The organism is Nocardia sp. NPDC059691 (genome assembly GCF_042733915.1).
Taxonomy (GTDB): domain Bacteria; phylum Actinomycetota; class Actinomycetes; order Mycobacteriales; family Mycobacteriaceae; genus Nocardia; species Nocardia sichangensis.
Genome location: NZ_JBHWFB010000002.1, coordinates 1 through 26,733 on the forward strand (window position 1 = coordinate 1; position 26,733 = coordinate 26,733).

The 26,733-nt window shown below is 68.2% G+C and carries 21 protein-coding genes and 1 tRNA gene; 18 read left to right on the forward strand and 4 right to left on the reverse strand.

Annotated features, from left to right (window positions below; translation table 11 throughout):
- A partial coding sequence (locus tag ACFV2O_RS04325; protein ID WP_379250162.1) for an acetyl-coenzyme A synthetase N-terminal domain-containing protein occupies nucleotides 1-485 on the reverse strand: 485 nt, incomplete at its 3' end.
- Between the two features lie 379 nt (nucleotides 486-864).
- On the opposite strand from ACFV2O_RS04325, the gene ACFV2O_RS04330 reads away from it, so the two are divergent.
- Genes ACFV2O_RS04330 through ACFV2O_RS04350 form a run of 5 tightly spaced genes read left to right on the forward strand, consistent with a single transcriptional unit; the run spans nucleotide 865 to nucleotide 6,855 of the window.
- Nucleotides 865-2,454: an ABC transporter substrate-binding protein gene (locus tag ACFV2O_RS04330; protein WP_379250814.1), complete on the forward strand. Its 1,590-nt coding sequence runs from the start codon at nucleotides 865-867 to the stop codon at nucleotides 2,452-2,454.
- Nucleotides 2,455-2,508: 54 nt separating this feature from the next.
- Nucleotides 2,509-3,435 (forward strand): ABC transporter permease, encoded by a 927-nt coding sequence (locus ACFV2O_RS04335; RefSeq protein ID WP_355079253.1) that lies wholly within the window; start codon nucleotides 2,509-2,511, stop codon nucleotides 3,433-3,435.
- Nucleotides 3,428-4,384: an ABC transporter permease gene (locus ACFV2O_RS04340; protein WP_355079251.1), complete on the forward strand. Its 957-nt coding sequence runs from the start codon at nucleotides 3,428-3,430 to the stop codon at nucleotides 4,382-4,384. Before ACFV2O_RS04335 ends, ACFV2O_RS04340 begins: the two co-directional genes overlap by 8 nt.
- Nucleotides 4,381-6,057: a dipeptide ABC transporter ATP-binding protein gene (locus ACFV2O_RS04345; RefSeq protein ID WP_379250165.1), complete on the forward strand. Its 1,677-nt coding sequence runs from the start codon at nucleotides 4,381-4,383 to the stop codon at nucleotides 6,055-6,057. Before ACFV2O_RS04340 ends, ACFV2O_RS04345 begins: the two co-directional genes overlap by 4 nt.
- Nucleotides 6,058-6,108: 51 nt before the next feature.
- A complete protein-coding gene (locus ACFV2O_RS04350) occupies nucleotides 6,109-6,855 on the forward strand; it encodes an oxidoreductase (protein ID WP_379250167.1) in 747 nt (248 codons plus the stop codon).
- Nucleotides 6,856-7,343: 488 nt separating this feature from the next.
- Here ACFV2O_RS04350 and ACFV2O_RS04355 read toward each other — a convergent pair whose 3' ends face one another.
- Entirely contained in the window at nucleotides 7,344-8,153 is an 810-nt protein-coding gene (locus ACFV2O_RS04355; RefSeq protein ID WP_379250169.1) for an HAD family hydrolase, read from the reverse strand.
- A gap of 543 nt (nucleotides 8,154-8,696) precedes the next feature.
- On the opposite strand from ACFV2O_RS04355, the gene ssd reads away from it, so the two are divergent.
- From ssd to ACFV2O_RS04390, 7 genes are all read left to right on the forward strand, one after another.
- Nucleotides 8,697-9,806, forward strand: coding sequence for a septum site-determining protein Ssd (gene ssd / locus ACFV2O_RS04360; protein WP_379250171.1), 1,110 nt, complete (start codon nucleotides 8,697-8,699; stop codon nucleotides 9,804-9,806).
- A gap of 10 nt (nucleotides 9,807-9,816) precedes the next feature.
- On the forward strand, nucleotides 9,817-11,001 hold the full coding sequence (locus tag ACFV2O_RS04365; RefSeq protein WP_379250173.1) for a TadA family conjugal transfer-associated ATPase: 1,185 nt from the start codon (nucleotides 9,817-9,819) through the stop codon (nucleotides 10,999-11,001).
- Complete coding sequence (locus tag ACFV2O_RS04370) at nucleotides 10,998-11,792, forward strand: type II secretion system F family protein (RefSeq protein ID WP_379250175.1); 795 nt, start codon at nucleotides 10,998-11,000, stop codon at nucleotides 11,790-11,792. Before ACFV2O_RS04365 ends, ACFV2O_RS04370 begins: the two co-directional genes overlap by 4 nt.
- 396 nt (nucleotides 11,793-12,188) lie before the next feature.
- Complete coding sequence (locus ACFV2O_RS04375) at nucleotides 12,189-12,812, forward strand: type II secretion system F family protein (protein WP_379250177.1); 624 nt, start codon at nucleotides 12,189-12,191, stop codon at nucleotides 12,810-12,812.
- Nucleotides 12,813-13,358: 546 nt separating this feature from the next.
- Nucleotides 13,359-13,544 carry a DUF4244 domain-containing protein gene (locus ACFV2O_RS04380; protein WP_355079276.1) on the forward strand — a complete coding sequence of 62 codons (186 nt, stop codon included), beginning with the start codon at nucleotides 13,359-13,361 and terminating at the stop codon, nucleotides 13,542-13,544.
- A 38-nt stretch (nucleotides 13,545-13,582) separates the two neighbouring features.
- Nucleotides 13,583-13,897 carry a TadE family type IV pilus minor pilin gene (locus tag ACFV2O_RS04385; protein WP_379250179.1) on the forward strand — a complete coding sequence of 105 codons (315 nt, stop codon included), beginning with the start codon at nucleotides 13,583-13,585 and terminating at the stop codon, nucleotides 13,895-13,897.
- Nucleotides 13,898-14,078: 181 nt separating this feature from the next.
- On the forward strand, nucleotides 14,079-14,408 hold the full coding sequence (locus tag ACFV2O_RS04390) for an Rv3654c family TadE-like protein (protein ID WP_379250181.1): 330 nt from the start codon (nucleotides 14,079-14,081) through the stop codon (nucleotides 14,406-14,408).
- A gap of 291 nt (nucleotides 14,409-14,699) precedes the next feature.
- Here ACFV2O_RS04390 and ACFV2O_RS04395 read toward each other — a convergent pair whose 3' ends face one another.
- Complete coding sequence (locus tag ACFV2O_RS04395; protein WP_379250816.1) at nucleotides 14,700-17,021, reverse strand: DEAD/DEAH box helicase; 2,322 nt, start codon at nucleotides 17,019-17,021, stop codon at nucleotides 14,700-14,702.
- Between the two features lie 499 nt (nucleotides 17,022-17,520).
- On the opposite strand from ACFV2O_RS04395, the gene ACFV2O_RS04400 reads away from it, so the two are divergent.
- The 6 genes from ACFV2O_RS04400 to ACFV2O_RS04425 all read left to right on the forward strand — a co-directional run bounded on the left by ACFV2O_RS04400 (nucleotide 17,521) and on the right by ACFV2O_RS04425 (nucleotide 25,256).
- Nucleotides 17,521-17,727, forward strand: a complete 207-nt coding sequence (locus ACFV2O_RS04400) for a cold-shock protein (RefSeq protein ID WP_011206895.1) — start codon at nucleotides 17,521-17,523, stop codon at nucleotides 17,725-17,727.
- Nucleotides 17,728-18,102: 375 nt separating this feature from the next.
- Nucleotides 18,103-20,949: a type I DNA topoisomerase gene (topA, locus tag ACFV2O_RS04405; protein WP_379250818.1), complete on the forward strand. Its 2,847-nt coding sequence runs from the start codon at nucleotides 18,103-18,105 to the stop codon at nucleotides 20,947-20,949.
- 37 nt (nucleotides 20,950-20,986) lie between these two features.
- On the forward strand, nucleotides 20,987-21,493 hold the full coding sequence (locus ACFV2O_RS04410; RefSeq protein ID WP_379250183.1) for a DUF664 domain-containing protein: 507 nt from the start codon (nucleotides 20,987-20,989) through the stop codon (nucleotides 21,491-21,493).
- A 273-nt stretch (nucleotides 21,494-21,766) separates the two neighbouring features.
- On the forward strand, nucleotides 21,767-22,972 hold the full coding sequence (locus tag ACFV2O_RS04415; protein ID WP_364438381.1) for a DNA polymerase III subunit delta': 1,206 nt from the start codon (nucleotides 21,767-21,769) through the stop codon (nucleotides 22,970-22,972).
- Nucleotides 22,973-23,035: 63 nt separating this feature from the next.
- Nucleotides 23,036-23,111: transfer RNA gene (locus ACFV2O_RS04420), tRNA-Thr, on the forward strand.
- Nucleotides 23,112-23,450: 339 nt separating this feature from the next.
- On the forward strand, nucleotides 23,451-25,256 hold the full coding sequence (locus ACFV2O_RS04425) for a serine/threonine-protein kinase PknD (RefSeq protein ID WP_379250185.1): 1,806 nt from the start codon (nucleotides 23,451-23,453) through the stop codon (nucleotides 25,254-25,256).
- Between the two features lie 103 nt (nucleotides 25,257-25,359).
- Here the strand turns inward: ACFV2O_RS04425 and ACFV2O_RS04430 are convergent, their stop codons facing one another.
- Nucleotides 25,360-26,643, reverse strand: a complete 1,284-nt coding sequence (locus ACFV2O_RS04430; protein WP_379250187.1) for a cytochrome P450 — start codon at nucleotides 26,641-26,643, stop codon at nucleotides 25,360-25,362.
- Nucleotides 26,644-26,733 lie beyond the last annotated feature (90 nt).

Below are 26,733 nucleotides of genomic sequence, written 5' to 3' on the forward strand. Positions count from 1 at the left end.
GCGAAGACGACGGAGTGGGTCAGCCCGAGGCGAGCGCAGGCGAGCATGGCGACGATGGCTTCCGGCACCATCGGCATGTAGATCGCCACCCGGTCACCGGTCTCCAGGCCCAGGTCGGTGAACGCGTTGGCGGCCCGGCAGACCTCGTCCCGCAGTTGTTCGTAGGTGATGGCGCGTGAGTCGCCGGGTTCGCCTTCCCAGTGGATGGCGACCTGGTCGCCGTGTCCGTCCAGGACGTGGCGGTCCACGCAGTTGTAGGCGACGTTGAGCTTTCCGCCGACGAACCATTTCGCCACCGGAGCCTCGCTCCAGTCCAGCACCTGGGTGAACGGTTCGTGCCAGTGCAGCCGCCCGGCCTGTTCGGCCCAGAACGCGTCGCGATCGGCCGCCGCCCGCTCGTAGAGTCCGGCGTCGGCGTTCGCCTGGGCGGTGAACTCCGCGTTCGGCGGATACGAGTCCCTGTGTTCGGCGCTGGTTTCGGTCATCTCGTCTCTTCTTTCCACGTAGCCTGAGCGCACGATTCGACGCAGCCGAGTTCGACAGTAATCAACTGTGACCCATGCCGCGTGCGGTGTGTCGATCGGGTTTCGCCCGCGTCACGCCGCCGCGCCTGCCTCCCGCGGCGAACGCGATGCTCCGGCCGCGCGGCCGTTTCCGCACGAAACTCGGGGTGTTTCGGCGATGTTGCCGGATCGGTAACAAGTACAACGAACTCGGATCAATCAGGTGACAGTGCCCGCGCCGGTGGTTACTCTGCCAACCACACAGGGGGATCGCGTCGGCATGCGCTGACGGGCCTCCTGCGGGTGCCGATCGGCTACCCCCTTCTCGCACCGGGAGGACGCGTTGAAATTCCACAGAGCGATGGCGCTGACCGCGGCGGTCGTACTGGCCACGAGCCTCGGGCTGTCCGCATGTTCCTCGGGCGACGGCGCCGATGCCGACCTCGTCACGGTCAACGGTGGCGAGCCGCAGAATCCGCTGGTGCCTACCAACACCAACGAGAATATGGGCGGCCGCGTGGTCGACCGGCTGTTCGCGGGCCTGAAGTACTACGACGGGAGCGGCAAGGCGCACGACGAGATGGCGGAGTCGATCCAGACCACGGATCGGAAGAGCTACCGGGTGACCATCAAACCCGGCTGGAAGTTCACCGACGGCACCCCGGTGACGGCGAAGTCGTTCGTCGACGCGTGGAACTACGGCGCGCTCGGCACCAACGCCCAGTTGCAGAGCTATGTGTTCAGTCCCATCGTCGGTTTCGACGAGGTGTCCGCGGAAAAGCCTACGGCACAGACGATGTCGGGCTTGAAGGTGATCGACGACCGCACCTTCACCATCGAGCTGAAGGCGCCCTCGATCGATTTCGAGACCGAGCTCGGGTACGCGCCGTTCTATCCGCTGCCGGAGGCCGCGTTCAAGGACGTGAAAGCGTTCGGAGAGAACCCGATCGGCAACGGCCCCTACAAGTTCGCCCGGTCCGGGGCGTGGGAGCACAACGTCAAGATCGATCTGGCGCCCAACCCGGACTATCCCGGCGGCCGCCCGGCCAAGAACAAAGGGCTGCGATTCGTGATGTATCAGTCCTTCGACACCGCCTACGCCGACCTGCAAGCGGGCAATCTGGACGCGCTCGACACCGTGCCCGACAGCGCGCTCACCTCCTACGAACGGGATCTCGGTGACCGCGCGATCACCAAGCCGACCGCCCAGAACCAGCACATCGGCATCCAGTCCAACGTCGCGCACTTCGCCGGCCAGGAAGGGCTGTTGCGGCGCCGGGCGATCTCGATGGCGATCAACCGGGAACAGATCGCGCAGAACATCTTCCACGGCACCCGGATCCCGGCGCGCGACTTCACCGCGAGCACGCTGCCCGGCTTCGACCCGAACCTGCCCGGCTCGGAGGTGTTGAAGTACAACCCCGACGAGGCCAAGAAGGTCTGGGCACAGGCCGACGCGATCTCGCCGTGGTCGGGCCGCTACGAGATCGCCTACAACTCCGACGGCGGCCACCAGGCCTGGGTGGAGGCGGTGGCCAACAGCGTGAAGAACACCCTCGGTGTCGACGCCATCGGCGTGCCGTACCCGACGTTCAAGAACATCCGCGACGAAGTGAACGCGCGCACCATCAACAAGGCCTTCCGCTACGGCTGGCAGGGTGACTACCCGACCATGCTGCAGTTCCTCACTTCGCAGTACTACAGCTACTCCGACACCAACAACGTCGACTACAAGAACCCGGAATTCGATCGCCTGCTCGATGCCGCCTTGGCCGCGCCGAGCCAGGACGAGTCCTACAAGATCATCGCGCAGGCCCAGTCCCTGCTGATCAAGGACCTGGCCGACGTCCCGGTGTTCGACTATGTGGCCGCCGCGGGCCGCTCCGACCGGGTGCGCAAGGCCGAACTCGCCTGGAACGGACTGTTCGACTTCGAGAACATCGAGAAGTAGCCGCCGGCCGCCGGGCGTCCGGGTGACGCTCGGCGGTCCTGTTCAGGAGGCGAAATGGCCTGGTATGTCGGGCGGCGTCTGCTCCAGATGATCCCCGTGTTCCTCGGTGCGACCCTGCTCGTCTACGCACTGGTGTTCCTCGTCCCTGGCGACCCGATCCACGCGCTGGCGGGTGACAAACCCATGACGCCCGCGGTGGAGGCGCAACTGCGGGCGCGCTACCACCTCGACGAGCCGTTCCTCGTGCAGTACCTGTTGTATCTGAAAGGCATCGTCACGCTGGACTTCGGCACGGCCTTCTCCGGCAGGCCTGTGCGGGACGAACTCGCGCGCGCGTTCCCGATCACGATCAAGTTGGCCTTCATGGCGGTGCTGATCGAGTCGGTCTTCGGCGTGCTGTTCGGCCTGATCGCCGGACTGCGCAAAGGCAAGCTGTTCGACTCCGCGATGCTCGTGATCAGCCTGGTCGTGATCGCGGTCCCGGTCTTCGTGGTGGGCTTTCTCGCCCAATTCCTGCTCGGCGTGAAGTGGGGCATCGCGCCCGTGACGGTCTCCGGGAAGGCGACCGTCGGCGAACTGCTGGTGCCCGCGATCGTGCTCGGCTCGCTGTCGTTCGCCTACGTCCTGCGCTTGACCCGGAATTCGGTGGCGGAGAACATGTCCGCCGACTACGTGCGCACCGCGACCGCCAAAGGCCTGCGCAGGCCACGCGTGGTGACCGTGCACATCCTGCGCAACTCGATGATTCCGGTGGTCACGTTCGTCGGCGCTGATCTGGGCGCCCTGATGGGCGGCGCGATCGTCACCGAGGGCATCTTCAACATTCCCGGCGTGGGCGGCACGCTCTACCAGGCCATCACCAGGGGGGAGCCGCCGACCGTCGTCTCCTTCGTCACGGTGCTGATCGTCATCTTCCTGCTCACCAATCTGCTCGTGGACCTGCTCTACGCCGCACTCGACCCGAGGATCCGCTATGCCTGACCGCACCGAGGCCGCGAGTCCGCGCCGCGGCCAGGAGCATTTCGTCGCGCCGCCCGACGAGGTCGAGGTGCTCGCCACCGACGCCGTGCTGGATGCGGGCGCGCCGACCAGCATCTGGCGCGACGCGTGGCGGCAGCTGCGGCGCAACCCGATCTTCATCGTCGCGGCGGTGCTGATCGTGTTCGTGCTGATCGTGGTGATCTGGCCGGGGCTGTTCACCGATCAGGACCCGCGGTACTGCAACGGCGACTTCAGCATGGACCCGCGCGGCGCGGGGCACCCGTTCGGTTTCGACAAGCAGGGGTGCGACATCTACGCCCGCACCGTCTACGGAGCGCGGGCTTCCGTGCTCGCCGGAGTCGGCGCGACGCTGCTGTTCGTGCTGATCGGGGGAACGCTCGGCGCGCTGGCGGGCTTCTACGGCGGGCCGCTGGACTCGATCGTCTCGCGGGTCGCGGAGGTCTTCTACGCGATTCCGTTGATGCTGGCCGCCATCGTGATCATGCAGCTGCTGGACGCAAGGACGATCTGGACCGTGATCGTCATCCTCGCCTCGTTCACCTGGCCGCAGGCGGCGCGGATCGCCCGTAGCGCGGTGATCCAAGCGAAGAACAGTGACTATGTCACGGCCGCGAAAGCATTGGGCGTCTCTCGACCGCAGACGCTTGTGCGCCACGTGTTGCCCAACGCGGCGGGGCCGCTGATCGTGGTGACCACGCTGTGGCTGGGCGTCTTCATCGTCACCGAGGCGACGCTGTCCTATCTCGGCGTCGGTCTCCCGCGCACCGTGGTGTCCTGGGGCGCGGACATCGCCACGGGGCAGAAGGAGATCCGCACTTCCGCCATCCTGTTCTATCCGGCGACGGCGCTGGCGCTGACCGTGCTGAGCTTCATCATGCTGGGCGACGCCGTGCGCGACGCCCTCGATCCGAAGGCGAGGAAGCGATGAGCGAGGCCGACCGGCCGTTGCTGGAGATCACCGATCTGAACGTGAGCTTCACCGCCGACGGCAAGCCGGTGCCCGCGGTCCGGGACGTGAGCCTGTCGGTGTATCCGGGGCAGACCGTGGCCATCGTCGGGGAATCGGGCTCGGGAAAGTCGACCACCGCGCACGCGATCATCGACTTGCTGCCCGGCACGGGCCGGGTCACCTCCGGTTCGATCAGGTTCGACGGCAAGGAACTCACGGCGGCCTCGAAACGAGAGATCGTCGCGGTCCGCGGCAGCGGCATCGGCCTGGTCCCGCAGGACCCGATGTCGAATCTGAATCCGGTGTGGAAGATCGGTTTCCAGATCCGCGAGACGCTCGAAGCCAACGGCATCGCGAAGGGCAAGGCCGCCGAGAAGCGAGCGGTGGAACTGCTCGAGGAAGCGGGCATGCCCGACGCCGAACGCCGGGTGAACCAGTATCCGCACGAGTTCTCCGGCGGCATGCGCCAGCGTGCGTTGATCGCGATCGGCCTGTCCTGCCGGCCGCAACTGCTCATCGCCGACGAGCCGACCTCGGCGCTCGACGTGACCGTACAGCGGCAGATCCTCGATCATCTCGAGCGGCTCACCGCCGAACTCGGCACCGCGGTGCTGCTGATCACCCATGACTTGGGTTTGGCGGCGGAGCGTGCCGAACACCTGGTGGTGATGTATCGCGGCCGTGTCGTGGAGTCCGGGCCCGCTTTGCGGATTCTGCGTGATCCGCAGCACCTGTACACCAAACGGCTGGTGAGTTCGGCGCCGTCGCTGGCCGCGCAGCGGCGGTCGGCGGTGCGGCGTCGGGCCGAGATCCACGCGCAAGCCGTGCAGGTGGCGGCAGCCGAAACGGTGGTGCCGGACGACGTGCTGGTAGCCGAGCATCTGACGAAGACGTTTCACATCCGCGATCGCACGCCGTGGAAGTCGACCGAGTTCGTCGCGGTGGACGATGTGTCGTTCCGGCTGCGGCGCGGGTCGACCACGGCGATCGTCGGCGAATCCGGCTCGGGCAAGACCACGGTGGCGCAGATGGTCCTCGGACTGCTCGCGCCCACCTCCGGCGCCGTCACATTCGACGGCAAGGACGTGACCACCCTGGACCGTAAGGAATCCTTCGCCTTCCGCCGCCGGGTGCAGCCGATCTTCCAGGATCCCTACGGCTCGCTCGATCCGATGTACACGATCTACCGCACCATCGAGGAGCCGTTGCGCACCCACCGGATCGGTACCGCCGAGGAAAGGGAGGCGACCGTGCGGGAACTGCTCGACAAGGTCGCGCTGCCTGCCGGTGTGCTGCGGCGCTACCCCAACGAACTGTCCGGTGGACAGCGTCAGCGCGTGGCGGTCGCGCGGGCGCTCGCCCTACGGCCCGAAGTGGTGGTGTGCGACGAGGCGGTGTCCGCGCTCGACGTGCTGGTGCAGGCCCAGATCCTCCGCCTGCTCAACGAGCTGCAAGCCGAGCTCGGGCTGGCGTATCTATTCATCACCCACGATCTGGCCGTGGTGCGGCAGATCGCCGACGACGTGCTCGTCATGCAGCGCGGCAAGGTGGTCGAGGCGGCGACGACCGACGAGGTGTTCGACGATCCCCGGCAGGAGTACACGCGCAAACTGCTCGACGCGATACCGGGACGCGATCTGCTGGCCGGATAGCGAGCCGGGCGCGCGGATCGGTCCGCGCGAGCGCAAGTAGCCTCGTATGCCGTGACCGATCCGCTACAGCCCCTCGTCGATCTTCCCGGTGTCCGGGACGCGGCCGACCGTGCCCGCGACGCGCTCGCCGAGGTGCACCGGCACAAGGCGAACCGCCGTGGGTGGCCCACCACGGCGGCCGAGGCCGCGGTGCGTGCGGCCCGGTCCTCGGCGGCCATCGACGGCGGCAGCACGGATATTCCCGCCGACGGCCGGGTAGCCGACCCGATCCTGGCCGGCTCGCTGCGCGTCGGGCAGGCGTTGGACGGGGACGCGCTGCGGAATCTGGTGGGCACCTGGCAGCGTGCCCCGCTGCAGGCGCTGGCGCGGCTGCATCTGCTCGCCGCGGCCGATCTGATCCCGGAGCAAGAGGCGCTCGGCAGGCCGCGCGGCGACTCGGGCGTCGCGCAGCGGCTCGATCTGCTGGCGCAGACGGTGCTCGGTTCGCGAGCGCCCGCGCCGGTGCTCGCCGCCGTAGTACACGGTGAGCTACTGGCGCTGCGGCCGTTCGGCACGGCCGATGGCGTAGTCGCGCGGGCGGCCTCCCGGCTGGTCGCGGTGTCGAGTGGGCTGGATCCGCACAGCCTCGGCGTACCGGAGGTGTTCTGGTTGCGCAGGCGTCAGGCGTATCTGGACGCGGCCGCGGGATTCGGAACCGGGCAGGCGGAGGCGGTCGGCGGCTGGGTGATCCTCTGTTGCGGGGCGTTCGAGGACGGCGCGCGCGAGGCCACGTCGATCGCAGACTCGGCGGCGGGATAACCCCGTACACGTCAAAGCGGGCGGCGTTGTCTCTCGACCTCACCGCCCGCTAGCACGGACTACCCGGTTACCAAGCGTGCTAGGTGGGTTGTGTTCTGCGGCCTCGGCGACAATCCGGACATCGGCCGGTTCATCCCCGCAACCTGTGCGAGGCCTTCGCCGTCGACTATCCGAATTTCGCAGGCCCACAACGCTTCTGCCCTTGTCGCGGCGCGCTCCGCGTGGGTGCCTGGTGCCCGTGCTGGGAAGAAGGGTCGGGAGACAGTGCCTTCTCTTCCGGTGCTGCCTTGGCCTTCCGTCCTTCCGTAGTTACCTTTCTACACCTGTGACTGCACTCACATCAAGGGATGCGAGAACATTGAACAATCGGCGTTTTTCTCGGCGTTTCGTGGTTAAATGCCTGGTCCGCAGCGCCATCGGTCAAGTTGGCTGAGTTAACGGCAAGCCGCTGGCGACCCGGATGGGACGGGCTGCTCGAGCGTCCGATCTCAGCGTCGGCGGCGCAGCATCCGGTAGCTGATCGCGCCGGCCACGACCGCGCTCAAGCCGACCGCCGCGGTGGCCGCGAGCGTCGTCGAGGACGGCGCTTGGAAGCGCGCCCACAGCGACACCGGGTTGGAGAAGGTCAGGATCGGCCAGCCCCGCGTGGTGGCCTCACGGCGCAGATTGCGATCCGGATTGACCGCAGTGGGGTGGCCCACCGCGCCGAGCAGCGGCAGGTCGGTGATCGAGTCGGAGTAGGCGTAGCAGCGGGACAGGTCGTACCCCTCGTCTGCGGCGAGTTTCTCGATGGCGGCGACCTTGCCCTCGCCGTAGCAGTAGAACTCGACCTCGCCGGTGTACTTTCCGTCCGCCACGACCATCTGGGTGGCGGCGGTATGTGAGGCGCCGAGCGCTTCGGCGATCGGGCCGACGATTTCCTCGCCGGAGGCCGAGACGATCACCACATCGTGCCCCCGGATCTTGTGGTCGGCGATCAAGTCGGCCGCCTCCGCGTAGATCAGCGGATCGACCAACTCGTGCAACGTCTCTGCCACAATGGATTTCACCTGCTCGACGTCCCAGCCCGCGCACATGCTGGTCAGGTGGGCGCGCATCCGTTCCATCTGATCGTGATCGGCTCCCGACAGCAGGAACAGGAAGTGGGCGTAACTGCTTTCCAGTACGGCGCGGCGGTTCAAAAGCCCCTGCGCGTAGAAGGGCTTGCTGAATACGAACGTGCTCGACTTCGCGATCACGGTCTTGTCCAGATCGAAGAAGGCCGCGACGCGTCCACCCGCAGTGGCTGACTTGTCCACCCGACCAGGATAGGCGGCGGTATGGTCTCCGCTCGGCCAGGCGTCAGGTGTGGTGCGGCTGCTGTGTCCCCGTGGTCGGTCCGACCGCGGGTTGTGGCAGCGCTCTCCGGCCACCGCGCCTGTTGTGTGGCCGTCCTGCCTTCGATCGGCCGCAGCTGGGCGGCGACTGCACCACGGCTGCCGCTGGTCGGCACGCGTGTTCCCCGCCGTGGCGCGGCTGCGGCCGGTGCGGCGATGAAGTTTGCCCCGCAGACGCCGAAGCCACGACGGCCACAAAGATGTCCGTCGGCAGACTTGCGTGGTGGCCGGGGCTTAGGTGTAGTATTGCTGGCACCTGGACATGGTCCAGGCGCGTTCAGCCCGACCCCCCGGGGCTGAACCCCGACGGCCCCAGCCTCCTCCCCCCCCGGCTGGGGCCGTCCTCTATTTCAGGGACAGTGCGGTACGGCATCGGGTTCGGATAGCTGTCCACAACCCCGGAGTTGTCCACATTCGGCATATCGCCCCTTCTGTCCCTGCTTTCGTTCCGCGACGCTGACCTGCATGAACCTCGATGCATCGGAGCCGATCGGGCCGACGCCCGCCCTTGTGCTCATCGATGACGACCGTCTGCGCGACGAAGTCCGGCGTATCGCGGCGGCCGCCGAACGGCCACTCGATGAGCGGACGCGACTCGTCGGCCGACATGCCTGGACCGGCGCTCCACTGGTCATCCTGGACACCGACAAGGCGCGCGAAGCGGCCGCCGCGGGCTACCTGCGCCGCGCCGGCGTCGTGGTGGTAACCGATGGTGAGCCAGGTTTGCTCGACTGGCAGGCCGCCGCCGCGGTCGGCGCGGAGCGGGCTATCGCCTTGCCCGGCGCGGCGGTGGGGCTCATCGAGATGTTTGCTGAATACGGCGAGCGGCGTGCGGATGACGGCGTGGTGCTCGCCGTCGTCGGCGCGGGCGGCGGGGCCGGCGCGTCCACCCTCGCCGTCGCGGTCGCGCTGCGCGCCGCCGCGGAGGGGTTCCGGCGCGAGACCTTGCTGGTCGATGGCGCACCCTTCGCGGGGGGTCTCGACCTGCTGCTCGGTGTCGAGAACGCGGCGGGCCTGCGCTGGCCCGACCTGGTGGTGGAGGACGGGCGCGTCTCAGCGACCGCGCTGCACGGCGCCCTACCCGTCGCGGCGCCCGGGCTCGCGGTGCTGTCCTGTGGGCGCTGCGGTGCGGGACGATTGCCACGTGAGCTCGGCGCGCCCGCGGTCCGCGCTGTCATCGAAGCGGGCCGTGTCGCAGGCGATTTCATAGTTTGCGATATTTCCGGTGAGCGCGGGCCGCATGCCGACCAGATGCTCGACTCCGCGGATCTCGTGGTTCTGGTCGTTCCGGCGCGGCTGCGTGCGGTCGCCGCCGCCGAAGCGGTGTCCGCCCATATCGCGCGGCGAAACCCGAACCAGGGCCTGGTCGTTCGCGGTCCGGCGCCCGGCGGCCTGCGCGGAGCCGAGGTCGCCGAAGTGCTCGATCTCCCGCTGCTCGCCGCCGTTCGCGCCCAGTCCGGTCTCGCGCACCGGCTGGAGCGCGGCGGGATGTCGGTAGGCCGCCGCGGGCCGCTGCGCGATGCGGCCGACGCCGTCCTCGGCGTACTGAGTGCACCACCGGGACAACGGCGGTGAGGAGGGGGCGATGAGCGCGATACTGACCAGCGAGCTGCTGGACCGGGTGCGGGAGCGCCTGGCTGGCGAGACCGGCGACCCGGATCCGGCGCAGGTCGCCGCCGCGATCCGGGCCGAAGCGGGCGGGGTGCTCGGCGACACCGACCTGCTGCGGGCTCTGCGACTGCTGCAGACCGAACTCACCGGCGCGGGTGTACTCGAACCGCTGTTGCACGATCCGCGAGTGGCCGATGTCCTGGTGACCGGTCCGGACGCGGTGTGGATCGATCGCGGGCACGGTCTGGAGAAGACCTCGATCACCTTCTCCGACGAGGCCGCGGTCCGGCGGCTGGCGCAGCGCCTGGCACTGTCGGCGGGTCGCCGACTCGACGACGCACAACCATGGGTGGACGGTCGGCTGTCCGGAATCGCTGCGGCATCAGGGGATTCGTTCGGGGTCCGCTTGCACGCGGTCCTCGCGCCGGTCGCGCACGGCGGCACTTGTCTGTCGTTGCGGGTACTCCGTCCGGCCACCCAAGGGCTGTCCGCGCTCGCCGTGGCGGGCTCGGTGCCCGCCGACGCGAAGCTCCTGCTGGAACGAATCATCCAGGCGAGGCTGGCGTTCCTGATCGTCGGCGGTACCGGAGCCGGGAAGACGACGCTGCTGTCGGCCCTGCTCGCCACGGTGGGCCCGTCCGAGCGGATCGTCTGCGTCGAGGACGCGGCGGAGCTCGCGCCACCGCATCCCCACGTGGTCCGGCTGGTGGCCAGGACCGCGAATGTGGAAGGCGTCGGCGAGGTCACCGTCCGTGACCTGGTCCGTCAAGCGCTGCGCATGCGGCCGGACCGGATCGTGGTCGGTGAGGTCAGGGGCGCCGAGGTGGTCGACCTGCTGACCGCGTTGAACACCGGACACGACGGCGGGGCGGGCACCGTGCACGCCAACTCGCCGCAAGAAGTCCCCGCCCGGCTGGAAGCCCTCGCCGCTCTGGGCGGCATGGATCGAGCGGCCTTGCACAGTCAACTGGCCGCCGCGGTGCAGGTTGTCCTGCACGTGCACCGCCGATCCGACGGCTCGCGGGGGCTGCGCGAGGTCGGCCTCGTGCACCGCAACGGCGATGGGGGCGTGCGGATCACGCCCGCCTGGCATACCACGGGTGCGGCCCCCGCCGCCGCGGACCTGTCCAACCTGCTCGCCGAACGGCTCGACCGTTGAGCGGCGCGGTGTTGTGTCTCGCGCTGGCGTTGGTCCTGGTTCCGGCGCCCCGGTCGCAGCGCCGGTTCGGGCAGCTGTTCACCGCGCGCGTCGAGTATCGAATACCGGACCGCGGCAGGCTGTTCCGCGTCTGTGCCTGCGTAGGCGTGGTGATCGTGCTCACCGTCTTCGGTACGGGTGCTTTCCTCGCGGCCGGCCTGGTCGCCGGAACAGCCGGGCTACGGGCTCGCCGGGCGGTACGGGACCGGCGCGGGAAAGCCGAGCAAGGGTACCTACTCGATGCCTTGGAGGCTGTGATCGCGGAATTGCGGGTGGGGGCGCATCCGAGCGCCGCCGCCGAGGCCGCCGCACATGAGGTGTGGGGCGAGTCGTCCCGCGCGTTCACCGTTGGCGCCGCCCGCAGCCGACTCGGTGGCTCGGTGGCCGAGGGCCTGCGCCGGCCGGATTCCCCGATCGCCGCGGAGCTCGCCCGGGTTGCCGGGGCGTGGCAAGTGGCCGAGCAGCACGGCTTGGCACTGGCGGAGTTGCTGTCCGCGGCCCGAACGGATCTCGCGGGACGCATCCGATTCCACGGCCGCACCACTGCCGCGCTGGCCGGCGCACGGGCCACCGCCGGTGTCCTGGCGTGTTTGCCGCTCCTCGGCATCGCTCTCGGCCAAATGATGGGCGCCGCGCCGCTGCACGTCCTGTTCGCCTCGTCCGCGGGGGCGGTGCTGTTGCCGGTAGGCGCGGGCCTGGCCTGCGCGGGCCTGCTGTGGACCGATGCCATCACCCGAAAGGTGCTGATATGAAGTCTTCTTCGATGGCTGGTCGCGGCCGGCCAAAGCAGTTGTCGAACTCGAAGCCGGTTGCGATCGGCGGGGAGATGCGGTTTGCGCGCACGCCGGTTCGAAGGGTTGTGTGTGCCGTAATCGCAGGCGGTGCGGCCCTGCGAAGCCGCCGCCCCGTCGGCGATCCAATCGGACTGCAGCGCATGGCGGATGCGCACCACCTCGACGGCGCGTTCAACCCTGGCCACCCGCAGACCGGCCGAATCTACGGTCGCGCTGCTGAGCGACGACGGGTCAGCCTCATCGGTTCGCTCTCCGGCGACGGCACGCAGGTGACGCGTGGTGTGCCGTCGCATGGCCCGACTGTGGGCCGTGCACGAGGTCATCGCACAACAGGATCGCTGAGGAAGGCTGCTGATGGCGTTCACTTCTGGTGCGGCACTGCCGTTGCTGCTGATGGCGGCCGCACTCGCATCGCTGCCGGGACGAGTGGCCGTGAGCAGGCGGTTGCATGCCCTCGGCCGGACGCGCAACGCACCGGCCGAGACGTCGCGCCGGGTGAACCGGGAGACCGATCCGCTGGCTGTCGCCTCGGTGCTCGACCTGCTGGCCGCCTGCCTGCGTGCTGGGCTTCCCATGGCAGGGGCGGCGCGCGCCGTGGCGCAGGAGGCGCCGGAACCACTCGGCGAAGCACTGCGACGGGCGGCGGACCTGCTCGCGCTCGGCGCCGACGCGGCCACGGCCTGGCACCAAGTGGCGCGGGATGCGAAGGGGCGCCCAAGAGCCGACGAGATCGAGTCGCTGGCCCGGATGGCGCGCCGTTCCGCGCGGTCCGGATCGTCGCTGGCGGCAGCGGTCATGGAACTGGCCGAGCAGCGCAGGGCCGCGGTGGAAGACATCGCGGCCGCGAAGGCGGAACGCGCGGGCGTCCTGATCGGCGGCCCCTTGGGGCTGTGCTTCCTCCCGGCCTTCGTCTGCCTCGGCATAGTGCCGGTGGTCATCGGCTTGGCGGGCCGAGTCCTAGGCGGTGGGCTGCTGTAACCCCGCACGGGGCAGTGGCCACGCCGCCCATGGTGTCCGCACGGAAGCGTTCACGCGGAGTTTTCGCGCAGGTTCGGCGGACCGTGACCGGGCGGCCCGCGCTCGCGGACCCGCCTGGAATCGCATCGGGAGAACGGCGGACGGCCGGGCCCACGTCGTTCACGAGAGCGCGTCAGGTGGATCGCTCGGAGCCCCCGCACCGTCGCTGCCGCCACCGGTCGGGAAGGCCGTCGCGGGGCTGGTCGGTCCGCCTATGGCCCGGCAGCTCGGCGGTGTGCCGCACACTCGGCGCTTCGGTGGCTGCTTTGCGTGCTGAGCCGTATCCAGCGTTCGGTCGCTCATGGAACCCGTCGCTGCCGCTGATCGGCACCCGCCGGCGGTTCGTCGTGGACCGCAGCGAAAGCGACCGTGCTCGGGCGGCAGCGTCGCGCACTGCATCGGAGGAAGCGTGCTCGTGCGGATCGGCCGCACGGGCCGGAAAGGAGGAATCGGGTGCGTATCCAGGGGGTTGTGAGGTCCGTGGGCCGCAGGGTGCGGGCTGTATATATAAGCCTGCGTGCGCGGGCGCTGCGGGCGATGGTCGCGGAGGACGGCATGAGCACGGCGGAGTACGCGATCGGCACGATCGCGGCGGCGGCCTTCGGCGCCGTGCTGTACGGGGTGGTGACGGGCGACAGCATCGTGAACGCGCTGACGAAGATCATCGACCGGGCACTGAACACATCGGTGTAGTTGTCGCCACACCGTGGCTCGGCGACGATCGGGGAGGGGTGACGATCGAGGCCGCGCTCGCCCTGACCTCGGTCGTCGCTACCGTCGTGCTCTGTCTCGGGGCCCTGCTGGCGGCATCGACCCAGGTCCGCTGTGTCGATGCCGCCGGCGAGGCCGCCCGCCTCGCCGCGCGGGGCGACCACGCGAACGCCCGCCCGGCGGCGGAGCGCATCGCCCCGCCGTCGGCCGACATCGCACTCCGCACCGAGGGCACTCGTGTGATCGCCGTGGTTTCCGCGCGGACCCCGCTTCTGCCGCTGCTCACCCTCCGCGCGGAGGCGGTCGCGACCATCGAGCCCGGAGCCACCGAATGAAGGCGGTGCCGATGGTGGTCTGGCTTCTCGCGGGCGGCGGTGCCCGTCACGGGCGGATTCCGGTTCGCGACGCTGCCCGGAGCGAGACATGACAGGGAACGGTGAGCGGGTTCGGATCAGCGAGCGCAGCCCGCGGCGTGTCCCTCGCATGCTGCGGGTTCGGGTAAGCGACGAACAGGGGTTGGCCACCGTTTTCGCTTGCTTGGCGCTCGTGGCCCTCATCGCGGTGACGCTCTTGATCGCGCAGGTGGGGGCCGTGGTGGTGGCGCGGCATCGGGCGCAGGCGGCCGCCGATTCGGCGGCGCTGACCGCGGCGGGAGCTTTGGTCGATGGCGTCGACGTCGCATGTGCTGAGGCGGACGAGGTGGCACGGCGGATGGGTGCGCGAATCCGTGTTTGCGAGGCGGTGGAGTGGGACGCCACGGTGGCTGTGGAAAGGAATGTACCAATAGGTCTGTACGGCGATCGGATCGTTCGGGCGAGCGCACGGGCCGGACCGGTTGAAGAGTGATGGAGTTCGATACACGGTCGGCCCCGCGTCGCTTCCAGTGGCGGAAATCGGAAACTTAACTGGCGGGTTTAAAAGCGGACTCAGGGAAATGCCCGCGTGGACCCGGGATATCTAAAAGGGAGGAATGCGCATGTCCACAAACTATGCAGTGGCAATAGTCTAGTTAACATGAATCTAATCCTCTTTATTCGGCCGGGGTGAAGCGGCGGCATTCCACTGGGAGGTCTCCCAACCTTCCCAGCGTGCGCGCTGGCAAGGTCGACAATTGGTCACGTGTCCGACTCTGCGCCGTCACGAATCGAGCGGTGCGTCCGCACCAGCGGACAGTTCGGCGAGTACGGCGGTGAGCAGGCGCGCCGCTGCCGCCTTGTCCAGTGGGTGGTTCCCGTTGCCGCACTTGGGTGATTGGACGCAGGAGGGGCAGCCCGCCGCGCAGCCGCACGACTCGATGGCCGACAAGGTCGCCGTAAGCCACTGGCGCAGTTGGGCGAACCCGCGCTCGGCGAATCCCGCCCCGCCGGCTTGGCCGTCGTAGACGAAGACGGTGGGCAGTCCGGTATCCGGGTGCTCGGCGGTGGAGACACCGCCGATGTCCCACCGGTCGCAGGTCGCCACCAGGGGCAACAGCCCGATCGCCGCGTGCTCGGCCGCGTGCAGCGCCCCGGGGACGTCCTGAGGCGCGATCCCCGCCAGCGCCAGCAATTCCGGTGTCACCGTGTACATGACCGCCTTGGTCGGCAGCGTCTGCGGCGGCAGGTCGAGTTCGACCAGGTCGAGCACTTCGCCGGTGAGCAGCGTGCGCAGATAGCCGATCACCTGGCTGGTGACCCGCACCCGGGCCAGGCCGGCCGTCACGTGACCGTGGGCACGGTGCTCGGTCACCGCGTCGATCACGACCGAGGTCACCTGGCGCGCGCTGGTGGTCCACCCGGGCTCGGCGGTGTGCACGAAGGCCACGCCGTCGACGAGATCCAGCTCGTCGACGACATAGGTCTCGCTCTGGTGCAGGTGCACGGCGCCCGGGTGCAGCGTCGCCCTGGCCCGCCCCGCATCGGCGGTGCCGAGCAGCCTGCCGGTCTCGCCGTCCACGATGGCCACCGGTGCGCCGATTCCGCCCCGGACGTCCACCGCGTCGTGCGGCTGCGTCTCCGCGGTCACGTACCAGCGCGCGCGATCTCCCGTTCCACGCCGCCTGATCAGTCCTTTCACGGTCAGCTCGGCCAGTACTTCGCGGGCGCCCAGTTCGTCCACCTCGGCGGCGGTGAGCGGCAACTCCAGCGCGGCGCACAGTAGTTGCGGACCCAGCACATAGGGGTTGCGCGGGTCGGTGATGGTGGCCTCGACGGGCTTGCCGAGCAGCGCTTCGGGGTGATGGACCAGGTAGGTGTCCAACGGATCGTCCCGCGCCACGAGCAGCACCAGTGACCCTTGGGTGCGCCGTCCCGCCCGCCCGGCCTGCTGCCAGAACGACGCGACCGTTCCGGGAAAACCCGAGATGACCACGGCATCCAGTCCCGCGATGTCGACGCCGAGTTCCAGTGCGCTGGTCGTCGCGGCGCCGAGCAGCGATCCGTCCGACAAGGCGGCTTCCAGCTCACGCCGATCCTCCGCGAGATAACCCGCCCGGTAGGACGCCACGCGTGCGGCGAGGTCCGGATCGACCTCGCCCAAGAGCCTTTTGGCATCCATCGCGGTCAGCTCCGCGGCTCGGCGGGAGCGCACGAAGGTCAAGGTCCGCGCGCCTTCGGCCACCAGATCCGCCATGATCCGCGCCGCCTCCGCGGTGGCGGACCTGCGTACCGGCGCACCGTTCTCGCCGGTCACGGCGGTGAGCAACGGTGGCTCCCAGAGCGCGATCGTCCGCGGTCCCTGCGGCGATCCGTCGCGAGTGACCGCGGTGCACGGCGCGCCGATCAGGCGCGACGCGGCCTCCGCCGGTTCGGCGGAGGTCGCCGAGCAGAGCACGAACACGGGATCGGCGCCGTATCGTGCGGCGATCCGCCGCAGCCTGCGCAACACCAGCGCGACGTGCGAGCCGAAAACACCGCGATAGGCGTGGCATTCGTCGACCACCACGTAACGCAGCCTGCGCAGCACCCGCGCCCAGCGCTGGTGCGATCGAAGTATGCCGAGGTGGAGCATGTCCGGATTGGTGAAGATCCAGCGCGCGTTGGCGCGTACCCACTGCCGGATCTCGGCAGGCGTATCGCCGTCGTAAGTGGCCGGATGTATATCGCGCAACGGACCTTCGTGGGTGAGCTCGCCGACCGCGCGCAGCTGATCGGCGCCGAGCGCCTTCGTCGGCGACAGATACAACGCGGTGGCCTTCGGATCGGCTTGCAGCGTCGTGAGCACCGGAAGCTGATAGCCGAGCGATTTGCCCGAGGCGGTCCCGGTGCTCACGACGACGTGCCGTCCGCGGAACGCCTGCTCCGCGGTGTCCACCTGATGCCGCCATGGCGCCGCCACACCCGTCTCACGCAATGCCGCAATCACTTCCGGCGATGCCCACACGGGCCATTCGGAGTGTTCGGCGGCTCGTGCGGGCAACTCGGCCACATGCGTGAGCCGGGGGTCGCCATCGAGGCCTCCGGCTAGGACACGATTCAGCAACGATGTCCCGTAGCCGAGCTCGGTCCCCGGCCGTCCGCGCAGCGCGAAGTCGGGCGGATTCACGATCGGAACCCCGCAACACGCTCGGGGAGTGTGAAACGTGTGTGTCCGGGAACCTCCACCTGCCTTTTCGATACCAAATAGCGACCTGGGTCACAGCTTCTTTGCTGAACGTCGACTCGGTTATCACCAGGCAAACGAACCCCAAGTCTGGATTCCGCCATTGTGTCCCTCACCTGCGCATTCGCAAGATCAACTTTTTTGCAAATTGTCGGTAACTCGACTGTTGAATTGCCCGAAGACATGGTTCACTGGTTCCTGGTCGCAAGCTTCTGTGTTCGAGGGACGGATCCAAAGTCCAAACCGTCAGCAGGATCGATGTTGCGAACGGTGTGCTTGGTGCTTTCCTGCAGGGGGAACCAACAGTACAGCGGTCACAACGGACCCGGTGGACGAACCCAGTTGTCCGCCGTTCCGGTAAGAAAAGAGAAGGAACAGAATGGCACAGGGAACTGTGAAGTGGTTCAACGCGGAGAAGGGGTTCGGCTTCATCGCGCCGGAGGACGGCTCCGCTGACGTCTTCGTCCACTACTCCGAGATCCAGGGTTCGGGTTTCCGCACCCTCGAGGAGAACCAGAAGGTCGAGTTCGAGGTCGGCCAGGGCACCAAGGGCCCGCAGGCCACCGGAGTGCGTGCGCTCAGCTGAGCGGCGCAAGGATCCACAGCTCGTCCCTCACCACCGGCAACGGGGTGAGGGACGAGCTATATCTGGGGTAGTCACGGCCCGTGTGCGCCGGCGGAAGGGTCCGCCGAGCATGCCGCGGCGCAGGTGTGGCGAAACGGCAAGGCATACTGATTCGAACTCACGGGCGTACGCTCGGTGGTTCGAGTCGCAAGCACTCGACCACACGCGGCGTCACGGTATAAACGTGTCTGGTGCGATGTTCAGCCGTCGCAGCCGCTCACCCCAGCCGCGCGCAGCGGGAAAAGACGCAGCGCGGGTCGATCAGGAAAGGTGTATTCGCCGGTGGCAACACGAGACCTCGGTGCAGCCGACCAGGGCCGTCCCCTGCGTCGTCTCGTGATCGTCGAGTCCCCGACCAAGGCCCGCAAGATCGCGCCGTACCTCGGTCGTAACTACACGGTCGAGGCGTCGGTCGGCCATATCCGGGATCTGCCGCGTGGTGCGGCCGATGTCCCGGCCAAGTACAAGGGCCAGTCCTGGGCGCGTCTCGGCGTGGACGTCGACAACGACTTCGAACCCATCTACGTCGTGAGCCCGGACAAGAAGGCCAAGGTCACCGAGCTCAAGAGTCTGCTGAAGGACGCCGACGAGCTCTACCTGGCCACCGACCCCGACCGCGAGGGCGAGGCGATCGCCTGGCACCTGCTGGAGACGCTCAAACCCAAGGTGCCGGTCCGGCGGATGGTCTTCCACGAGATCACCGAACCCGCCATCCAAGCCGCCGCCGCGGACACCCGTGACCTCGACAACGATCTGGTCGACGCCCAGGAGACCCGCCGCATCCTGGACCGGCTCTACGGCTACGAGGTCAGTCCCGTGCTGTGGAAGAAGGTCATGCCGCGGCTGTCGGCCGGTCGCGTGCAGTCGGTGGCCACCCGGGTGATCGTGCAGCGTGAACGCGAGCGGATGTCGTTCCGTTCGGCCGAGTACTGGGACATCGCCGCCAAGCTCGACGCGGGCAACGGCCAGGCGAGCGACGCCACCAACCCGAGAACCTTCGGCGCGCGACTGGTCACCGTCGACGGCGCGCGGGTCGCCACCGGACGCGATTTCGGATCGGACGGACGGCTCAAGTCCACCAACGGCGTCGTCGTGCTGGACGAGGGCTACGCGCGGCGGCTGGCCGAGGCGCTGGACGGCGCCGACCTGGTGGTCTCCTCGGCGGAGGCCAAGCCGTACACCCGCAAGCCCTATCCGCCGTTCATGACCTCGACGTTGCAGCAGGAGGCGGGGCGCAAACTCCGTTTCACCTCCGAGCGGACCATGCGGGTGGCGCAGCGACTGTACGAGAACGGCTATATCACCTATATGCGCACCGACTCGACGACGCTGTCGGAGTCGGCCATCGCGGCGGCGCGCGCGCAGGCGACCCAGCTCTACGGCTCGGAGTACGTGCACCCGACCGCGCGGCAATACAACCGCAAGGTGAAGAACGCGCAGGAGGCGCACGAGGCCATCCGCCCAGCGGGCGACACCTTCGCCACGCCCGGCCAACTGCACGCGCGGTTGGACAACGACGAGTTCCGCCTCTACGAACTCATCTGGCAGCGCACGGTCGCCTCCCAGATGGCCGACGCCAGGGGCACCACGCTGACGTTGCGCATAACCGGCGTCGCTGGCACCGGCGAAGAGTGCGTGTTCTCCGCTTCCGGCCGCACCATCACGTTCCCCGGCTTCCTGAAGGCCTATGTGGAGAGCGTCGACGAGGAGGCGGGCGGCCAGTCCGACGACGCCGAGTCCAGGCTGCCCGCACTCGAGGAAGGCCAGGCGGTCACCGCGGTCGAGCTGAATCCCGATGGGCACAGCACGAATCCGCCCGCGCGCTACACCGAGGCGTCGCTGATCAAGACGCTCGAAGAGCTCGGCATCGGCCGCCCGTCGACGTATTCGTCGATCATCAAGACGATCCTCGATCGCGGCTACGTCTACAAGCGCGGCAGCGCACTGGTGCCGTCGTGGGTGGCGTTCGCGGTGATCGGCCTGCTCGAAGAGCATTTCGGCCGACTGGTCGATTTCGACTTCACCGCCGCCATGGAGGACGACCTCGACGCCATCGCCGGCGGCCGCGAGCAGCGCGGAAACTGGTTGTCCAGCTTCTACTTCGGCGGCGATCACGGCGTGGAGGGCTCGGTCGCGCGGTCCGGCGGTCTGAAGAAGATGGTGGGGGAGCGGCTCGATGACATCGACGCCCGCGAGATCAACTCCATCAAGCTGTTCAGCGATGCCGCCGATCGAGACGTCGTCGTCCGGGTCGGCAAGTATGGGCCCTATCTGGAGCGGATGGTCACCGATCCCGATGACCCAGAAGGCAATGCGGTGTCTCAGCGGGCCAATCTCCCCGACGATCTCCCGCCGGACGAGCTGACCCCTGAGGTCGCCGAAAAGCTGTTCGCCACTCCGCAGGAGGGCCGTTCGCTCGGCGTCGATCCCGAGTCGGGGCACGAGATCGTCGCCAAGGAAGGACGTTTCGGTCCGTACGTCACCGAGGTCCTGCCCGAACCGCAGGCCGAGGAGGGACAAGAGCCCGCCAAGAAGACCGCGAAGAAGGCCGCGGCGCCCAAGCCGCGCACCGGTTCGCTGTTCAAGTCCATGGATCTGGCCACCATCACACTCGACGACGCGCTGAAGTTGCTGTCGTTGCCGCGTGTGGTCGGCACCGACCCGGCCAGCGGCGAGGAAATCACCGCGCAGAACGGACGTTACGGGCCGTACCTGAAGAAGGGCACCGACTCGCGTTCGCTGAACACCGAGGATCAGATCTTCACCGTCACGCTGGACGAGGCGCTGAAGATCTACGCCGAGCCGAAGCGCCGTGGACGGCAGGCATCGAGCGCCGCTCCGCTGCGGGAACTCGGAAACGATTCCGCCACCGGCAAGCCGATGGTGATCAAGGACGGCCGCTTCGGCCCGTACGTCACCGACGGCGAGACCAACGCGACACTGCGCAAGGGTGACGAGATCGAATCGATCACCCCGGAGCGGGCGATGGAACTGCTCGCCGACCGGCGTGCGCGGGGACCGGTGAAGAAGACCGCGAAGAAGGCCGCGGCGAAGAAGGCGCCCGCCAAGAAGACCGCGGCGAAGAAGACCGCCGCCAAGAAGGCGACCACCACCAAGACGGTGGCCAAGAAGACCACGGCGCAGAAGGCGGCGGCGAAGAAGACCGGCGTCGGGAAGTCGTGAGTTCCCGGCTCGTGGCCACAGCCGTAGCCTGAGCGCCATGAGTACCGAACAGGAGCGCGAGGATCTGATCGCGATGCTCGCCGACCAGCGCGAGCTTTTCCGGATCACGCTGCGCGGCATCGATGACGAGCAGGCGCGGCGGCGGACCACGGTCAGCGAGCTGACCCTCGGCGGGCTGTTGCACCACTTGGTCAGCTGCGAACGGCACTGGACCTCGGTGATCGTGCGACGGGACGAGAACGCGGAGCTGGATGTCTCGAAGTTCGGCGGCGAGTACGTCATGGCGGAAGCGGAGACCGTGACCGGCCTGCTGGCCAGCTGGGACGAGGTGGCGGCGGAGACGGCCGAGCTGATCCGTTCGGTGGACAGTCTCGACACCTCGATTCCCACGCCCACGGCGCCGTGGGCTCCGGAGCGGATCTGGCAGTCGGTGCGCTACACGGTGCTGCACATCTTGCGGGAGATCGCGCATCACTCCGGGCACGCCGACATCATCCGGGAGGAGCTGGACGGGGCGAACAGCACGCAGCAGCGCGCCTCCTAGTTCCGGAACAGGGCTTGCGGCCGCATGGGCCGACAAGTAGATAGCGGTCCGACTCAGCCCGCTCCCGCCGAGCTGCGTGTGCACGGCTCAGTCGGACAGCGTGTGACCGGCCGAGCGGTGCGTGGCGGAGTCGGGTGGTGTGGGCTGGCCGGGCCGTGCGGGGGCGAGCCGGACGGTGTGTCCGGGCCTGGTGTATGTGGGCCGTCGACGGTGGCGAGCGTGGTGTCCGAGACCGTCCGGGATCTGTCGGGAGGGGCGGCTAGGGTGTACGACGTGGCGGGAGTCTTCGATCGGTTGGTCGGCCAGGAGGCGGTCGAGTCCGAGTTGACGGCTGCCGCGGTCGCTGCGCGCGGGGGCGTGGTCGAGGGCGCGATGACGCACTCCTGGTTGTTCACCGGCCCGCCCGGATCGGGCAGATCCGTTGCCGCGCTGTGTTTCGCGGCGGCGCTGCAGTGCACGGATCCGGCGACGCCCGGGTGCGGTAGGTGTCACGCCTGCACCACGACTATGGCGGGCACGCACGGCGACGTTCGCCGGGTGGTGCCGGAGGGGCTGAGCATCAGTACCAAGGAGATGCGCGAGATCGTGCAGGTGGCCTCGCGCAGGCCCAGCACGGGGCGCTGGCAGGTGGTGGTCATCGAGGATGCCGACCGCTTGACCGAGGCGGCGGGCAACGTGCTGCTCAAGGTCGTCGAGGAGCCGCCGGACCGGACGGTGTTCCTGCTCTGTGCACCCTCGGTGGACCCGGAGGACATCTCGATCACGTTGCGTTCCCGCTGCCGCCACGTGCATCTGGTGACGCCATCGGTGCCCGCCATCGCGCGAGTGCTCCGCGAGCGCGACAACCTCGACGAGAAGACCGCTACCTGGGCCGCGTCCATCAGCGGCGGACATGTCGGCCGTGCCCGCAGGCTCGCCACCGACGAGGAGGCACGCGCCCGCCGTCAGCGTGCCCTGGCCTTGGTCACCGCGGCCGGGAAGCCCGGTGCGGCCTATGCCGCCGCCGACGAACTGGTGCGCGCGGCCGACGACGAGGCCAAGCAGATGAGCGCGGCCCGCGACGAACGCGAGCGCGAGGAACTCGCGACCGCGCTGGGCGCGGGCGGCACCGGCAAGGGCGCGGCGAGCGCCACCCGCGGTTCCGCGGGCGTACTCAAGGATCTCGAGCGGCGGCAGAAGTCCCGCGCGACCCGCACCGGCCGCGACGCCCTCGATCGTGCCCTGATCGATGTCGCGGGCGTCTATCGGGACGCGCTGGCCGTGCGGTTCGGGGCCACCCGGCTCGGCTCCGGCGTCGCGCTCACCCACCCCGACCTGTCCGACGAGATTCACGATCTGGCCGACCGCGTGCGCCCGGAGGGCCTGCTGAAGTCCATCGAGGCCGTTCTGGCCTGCCGTACCGCGCTCGACCAGAACGTCAAACCCCGTTTCGCCCTCGCGGCCATGGCCGCCGCGCTCATCGCGGCCCGCGCCCAGTGACCGTGACCACCCGTTTTCGCGATCGGGCCCGCGAGACGATAGACTTCCCTGGCCGAAAGGCACGCCGCCTTAGCTCAGTCGGTAGAGCGCTTCACTCGTAATGAAAAGGTCGGGGGTTCGATTCCCCCAGGCGGCTCCATCATTCCAGGTACAAGACGTTTTCTTCGCTTGCGGGATCAACCCTGACTGCCTCGACCCGAATGGCCGTGCCGCAGCCAACACGGCCTCGTTGCCCGAGAACCGTTGTGGTCCTGGTTCGGTCGTCGCCGTACGTCGAGCTTCTGCGCAGTGCGGGGTGAGGAAGCAGCCAGCTGCTGCGGGTACCGAGCAGCCGCCGAATAACCTCGGGTACACCGACGATACCGCCTGACTATCGAGCCTCGGCCTGGCTGAATCGATTAGTGTGGAGCTACCTGCTCGCGGGTGCAACTGCAAGCGAGTACGCCGTTAGCCAGACAAGTGGTCACGGGACGGCATCATGGATGACACGTCAGTGAATGGCGGGGACACCGCCCGGGGGTCGGGGCCAGCCGAGGTGTTCGGGCGCTATCGGCTGTTATCGCTGCTGGGTCAGGGCGGCATGGGTCAGGTGTGGCGGGCGCATGATTCGCTGACCAATCGGGTGGTGGCGCTGAAGGTGTTGCCCGAGCGCTTCGCCGATGACGAGCAGCTGCGCGAGCGGTTCCGCCGGGAGTGCCGGGCGGTGGCGCAGTTGACCGAGCCGCATGTGATACCCATCCACGACTTCGGCGATATCGACGGTCGGCTCTATCTGAATATGCGCTTGATCGAGGGCACCGACCTGCGCACGTTGATCGCGCGGGAAGGCGCCTTGTCGCCGCGGCGGGCAGTGGCGATCATCGTCCAGGTGGCCGGTGCGCTGCAGGCGGCTCACGACGCCGGGCTGGTCCACCGCGATGTCAAACCCACCAATATCCTGCTCGGGACCGATGAGTTCGCCTCCCTGATCGACTTCGGGATCGCCCACGCCGCCGATGACCGTACGCTGACCGCGACCGGCGAGACCATCGGCACCCTCGCCTACATGGCGCCGGAGGAGATCGATGCCCAGGTCAAGGCCGACGCCCGAGTGGACGTGTACGCGTTGACGTGCGTGTTGTTCGAATGCCTGACCGGCAGGCCGCCGTTCGCGAGCGAATTCGGGATGCAGGGTGTGATCGCCCATCACCTGCACAGCCCGCCGCCGCGTCCCAGCGCCACCACACCCGACGTACCGACTGCGTTCGATGCGGTCATCGCGAAGGGGATGGCCAAGAACCCCCGCGATCGTTACCAGACTGTGCGTGAACTGGCCGCGGCCGCCCGCGCCGCGCTGGGCGATTCGCTTGTCAGTCCCACCGTGGGCGTGGCTACGCGCCATGGGCGGCGAATCAGGTTGTCGCGCCAGACCGCCGGACTGCTCGCGGTCGCGGTCGCCGTGGTGGTGGCCGCCGTAGCTGTCGTCGTCGGTGTCCAACGGGGATCAGGCGGCGGTGGCAACTCGCCCACACCTATCGCCCCGGGCTATTCAGCACAGACTGTGCTGCCGTTCACCGGCGTCAGCCTGCCTACCGGTGTGGCGGTCGACCCGGCGGGCAACGTATACGTCACCGACATGGGTAGCGATCGGGTGCTGAAATTGGCGGTGGGGGCGTCGACGCCGACCCCGCTGCCCATCACCGGCCTGAAGAATCCCCAGGATGTGGCGGTCGACCCGGCGGGCAATGTATACGTCAGCGACACGAGTAACGATCGGGTGCTGAAATTGGCGGTGGGCGCGTCGACACCTGCCCCGCTGCCGTTCACCGGGCTGAAGGATCCCCATGGTGTGGCGGTCGACAACGCTGGCGACGTATACGTCGCCGACCGGGGGAATGATCGGGTGCTGAAATTGGCGGCGGGCGCGGCGGCGCCGACGACGCTGCCGTTGACGGGGCTCCAAGGTCCCGATGGTGTGGCGGTCGACCCGGCGGGCAACCTATACGTCACCGAATTGGGTACCGAGCAGGTGAGGATGTTGGCCGCGGGCGCGTCGGCACCGACCATGTTGCCATTCACCGGTCTCAAAGATCCCCAGGGCTTGGCGGTCGACACGGCGGGAGATGTGTACGTCGTGGACTGGGGTAACAAATGGGTGGTGAGGTTGGCGGCCGGCGCGTCGACGCCCACCCCACTGCCGTTCACCGGCTTGAAGAATCCCCAGGGCGTGGCGGTCGATTCGGCGGGCAACGTATACATCACCGATCTGGGCCTCGATCCGGTGGTGAAACTTCAGGCCGGCTGACCCCCAGACCGTCCAACGCGGATTCCACCAACCAGAAGCCGAAGCGCCTCACTCCTTCGACGACCCCGCCGGACAGGACCGACGCCGTCGCAGAACCCGGTATCTAGTCGACAAGGAGCTTGGCGGGCATGGAGCGGTAGGCGTGCAGATTCCGCAAGGGATGGGGGACCGGCGGGCCGTCCAGGCTCAAATTCGGGTACCTCTCGAAAAGGGTTCGCAGCGCGACGGCGCCTTCCAGCCGGGCCAGCCTGGCTCCCAGGCAGCCGTGTATCCCGCTGCTGAACGCGAGATGTTCCGTGGCGTTGTCCCTGGTCACGTCGAATTGCTGGGGATATGGGAAGACCGCGGGGTCGTTGTTGGCGCCGGCCAACGACAGCAGGACCAGGGAACCCGATTTGATGCGCTCACCGGCGATGTCGACGTCGCAGTTCGCAACCCGGCCGGTCATCCGCACGGGACCGTCGTAGCGCAGGATTTCCTCGACTGCGTTAGGCCACAAGTCCGGCTGCGCGATGAGCGATTCCAGCTGGTCTGGATGGCCTGTCAGTAGGACGATTCCGTTGCCGAGCATGTTCACTGTCGTCAAGAAGCCGGCGTCCAGCAGCAGGGCCGCGTTGGCCACCTGCTCGCGACGGGTGGTTTCGCCGTCTGTCGCCAGCATGCTGAGTACGTCGTTGTTCGGTTCGGCGGCGAGTTCGTCGAGGTAGTGGTCGAAGTACTGATTGACCTCGACCAAGTCTTCGATGGCGTGGCGGTAGGTGTTCCAGCTCAGGCCACGTTCGAGCAGTGGCGCACCCGTGTCTCCCCATTTCAGCAGGGTCGGATGCATGTCGGCGGGCAATCCGAGGATCTCGGCGATGACCGTGACGGGCAGCTGTGCGGAAAAGTCCTCGATCAGATCAGGGTGAGGCTTCGATTCCAGGCGATCGAGTAAGTCGTTGGTCGCTTCGGTGACTCGTCCCTCCAGCGCCGCGATCGCCTTCGGACCGAATGCGTGCCGGACCAGGCGTCGGTACCGGGTGTGATCCGGCGGATCGGTCACGAGCATCGAAGGCGGCTCCCCGAGGTTGGGAAGCCCCAGATCCGTTTTGTCCAGCGCCCGGCGGATCGGCTTCGGCAGGGCTGGATGGAATGGGGTGACCACACCGAAGCGTCGATCGCGCAAGATGAGGCGGCACAGTTCGTAGTCTGCCGTCACGTGTACGCCCGACATGCTGGGAATACGGCCGCGCCGCCGGATCTCCTCGATATATGGCGATGAGCCGAGCAAGCGATCCTGGCCGACAGCGATTTGCCCGAGCGGGTCACCCCGGCGTGCCGCCCATCGGAGATAGGTCCGTAACAGGCCATGAGTGAGTAGCCACCGAATCCAGGCGCGAGTCAACATCGCCACCTCCTCACTCCCGACCCACTCCTCATGATAAAGAGTAGCTATTACATTGCTGAACTATTAGCGTTAACGGATGTCGCCGACTAG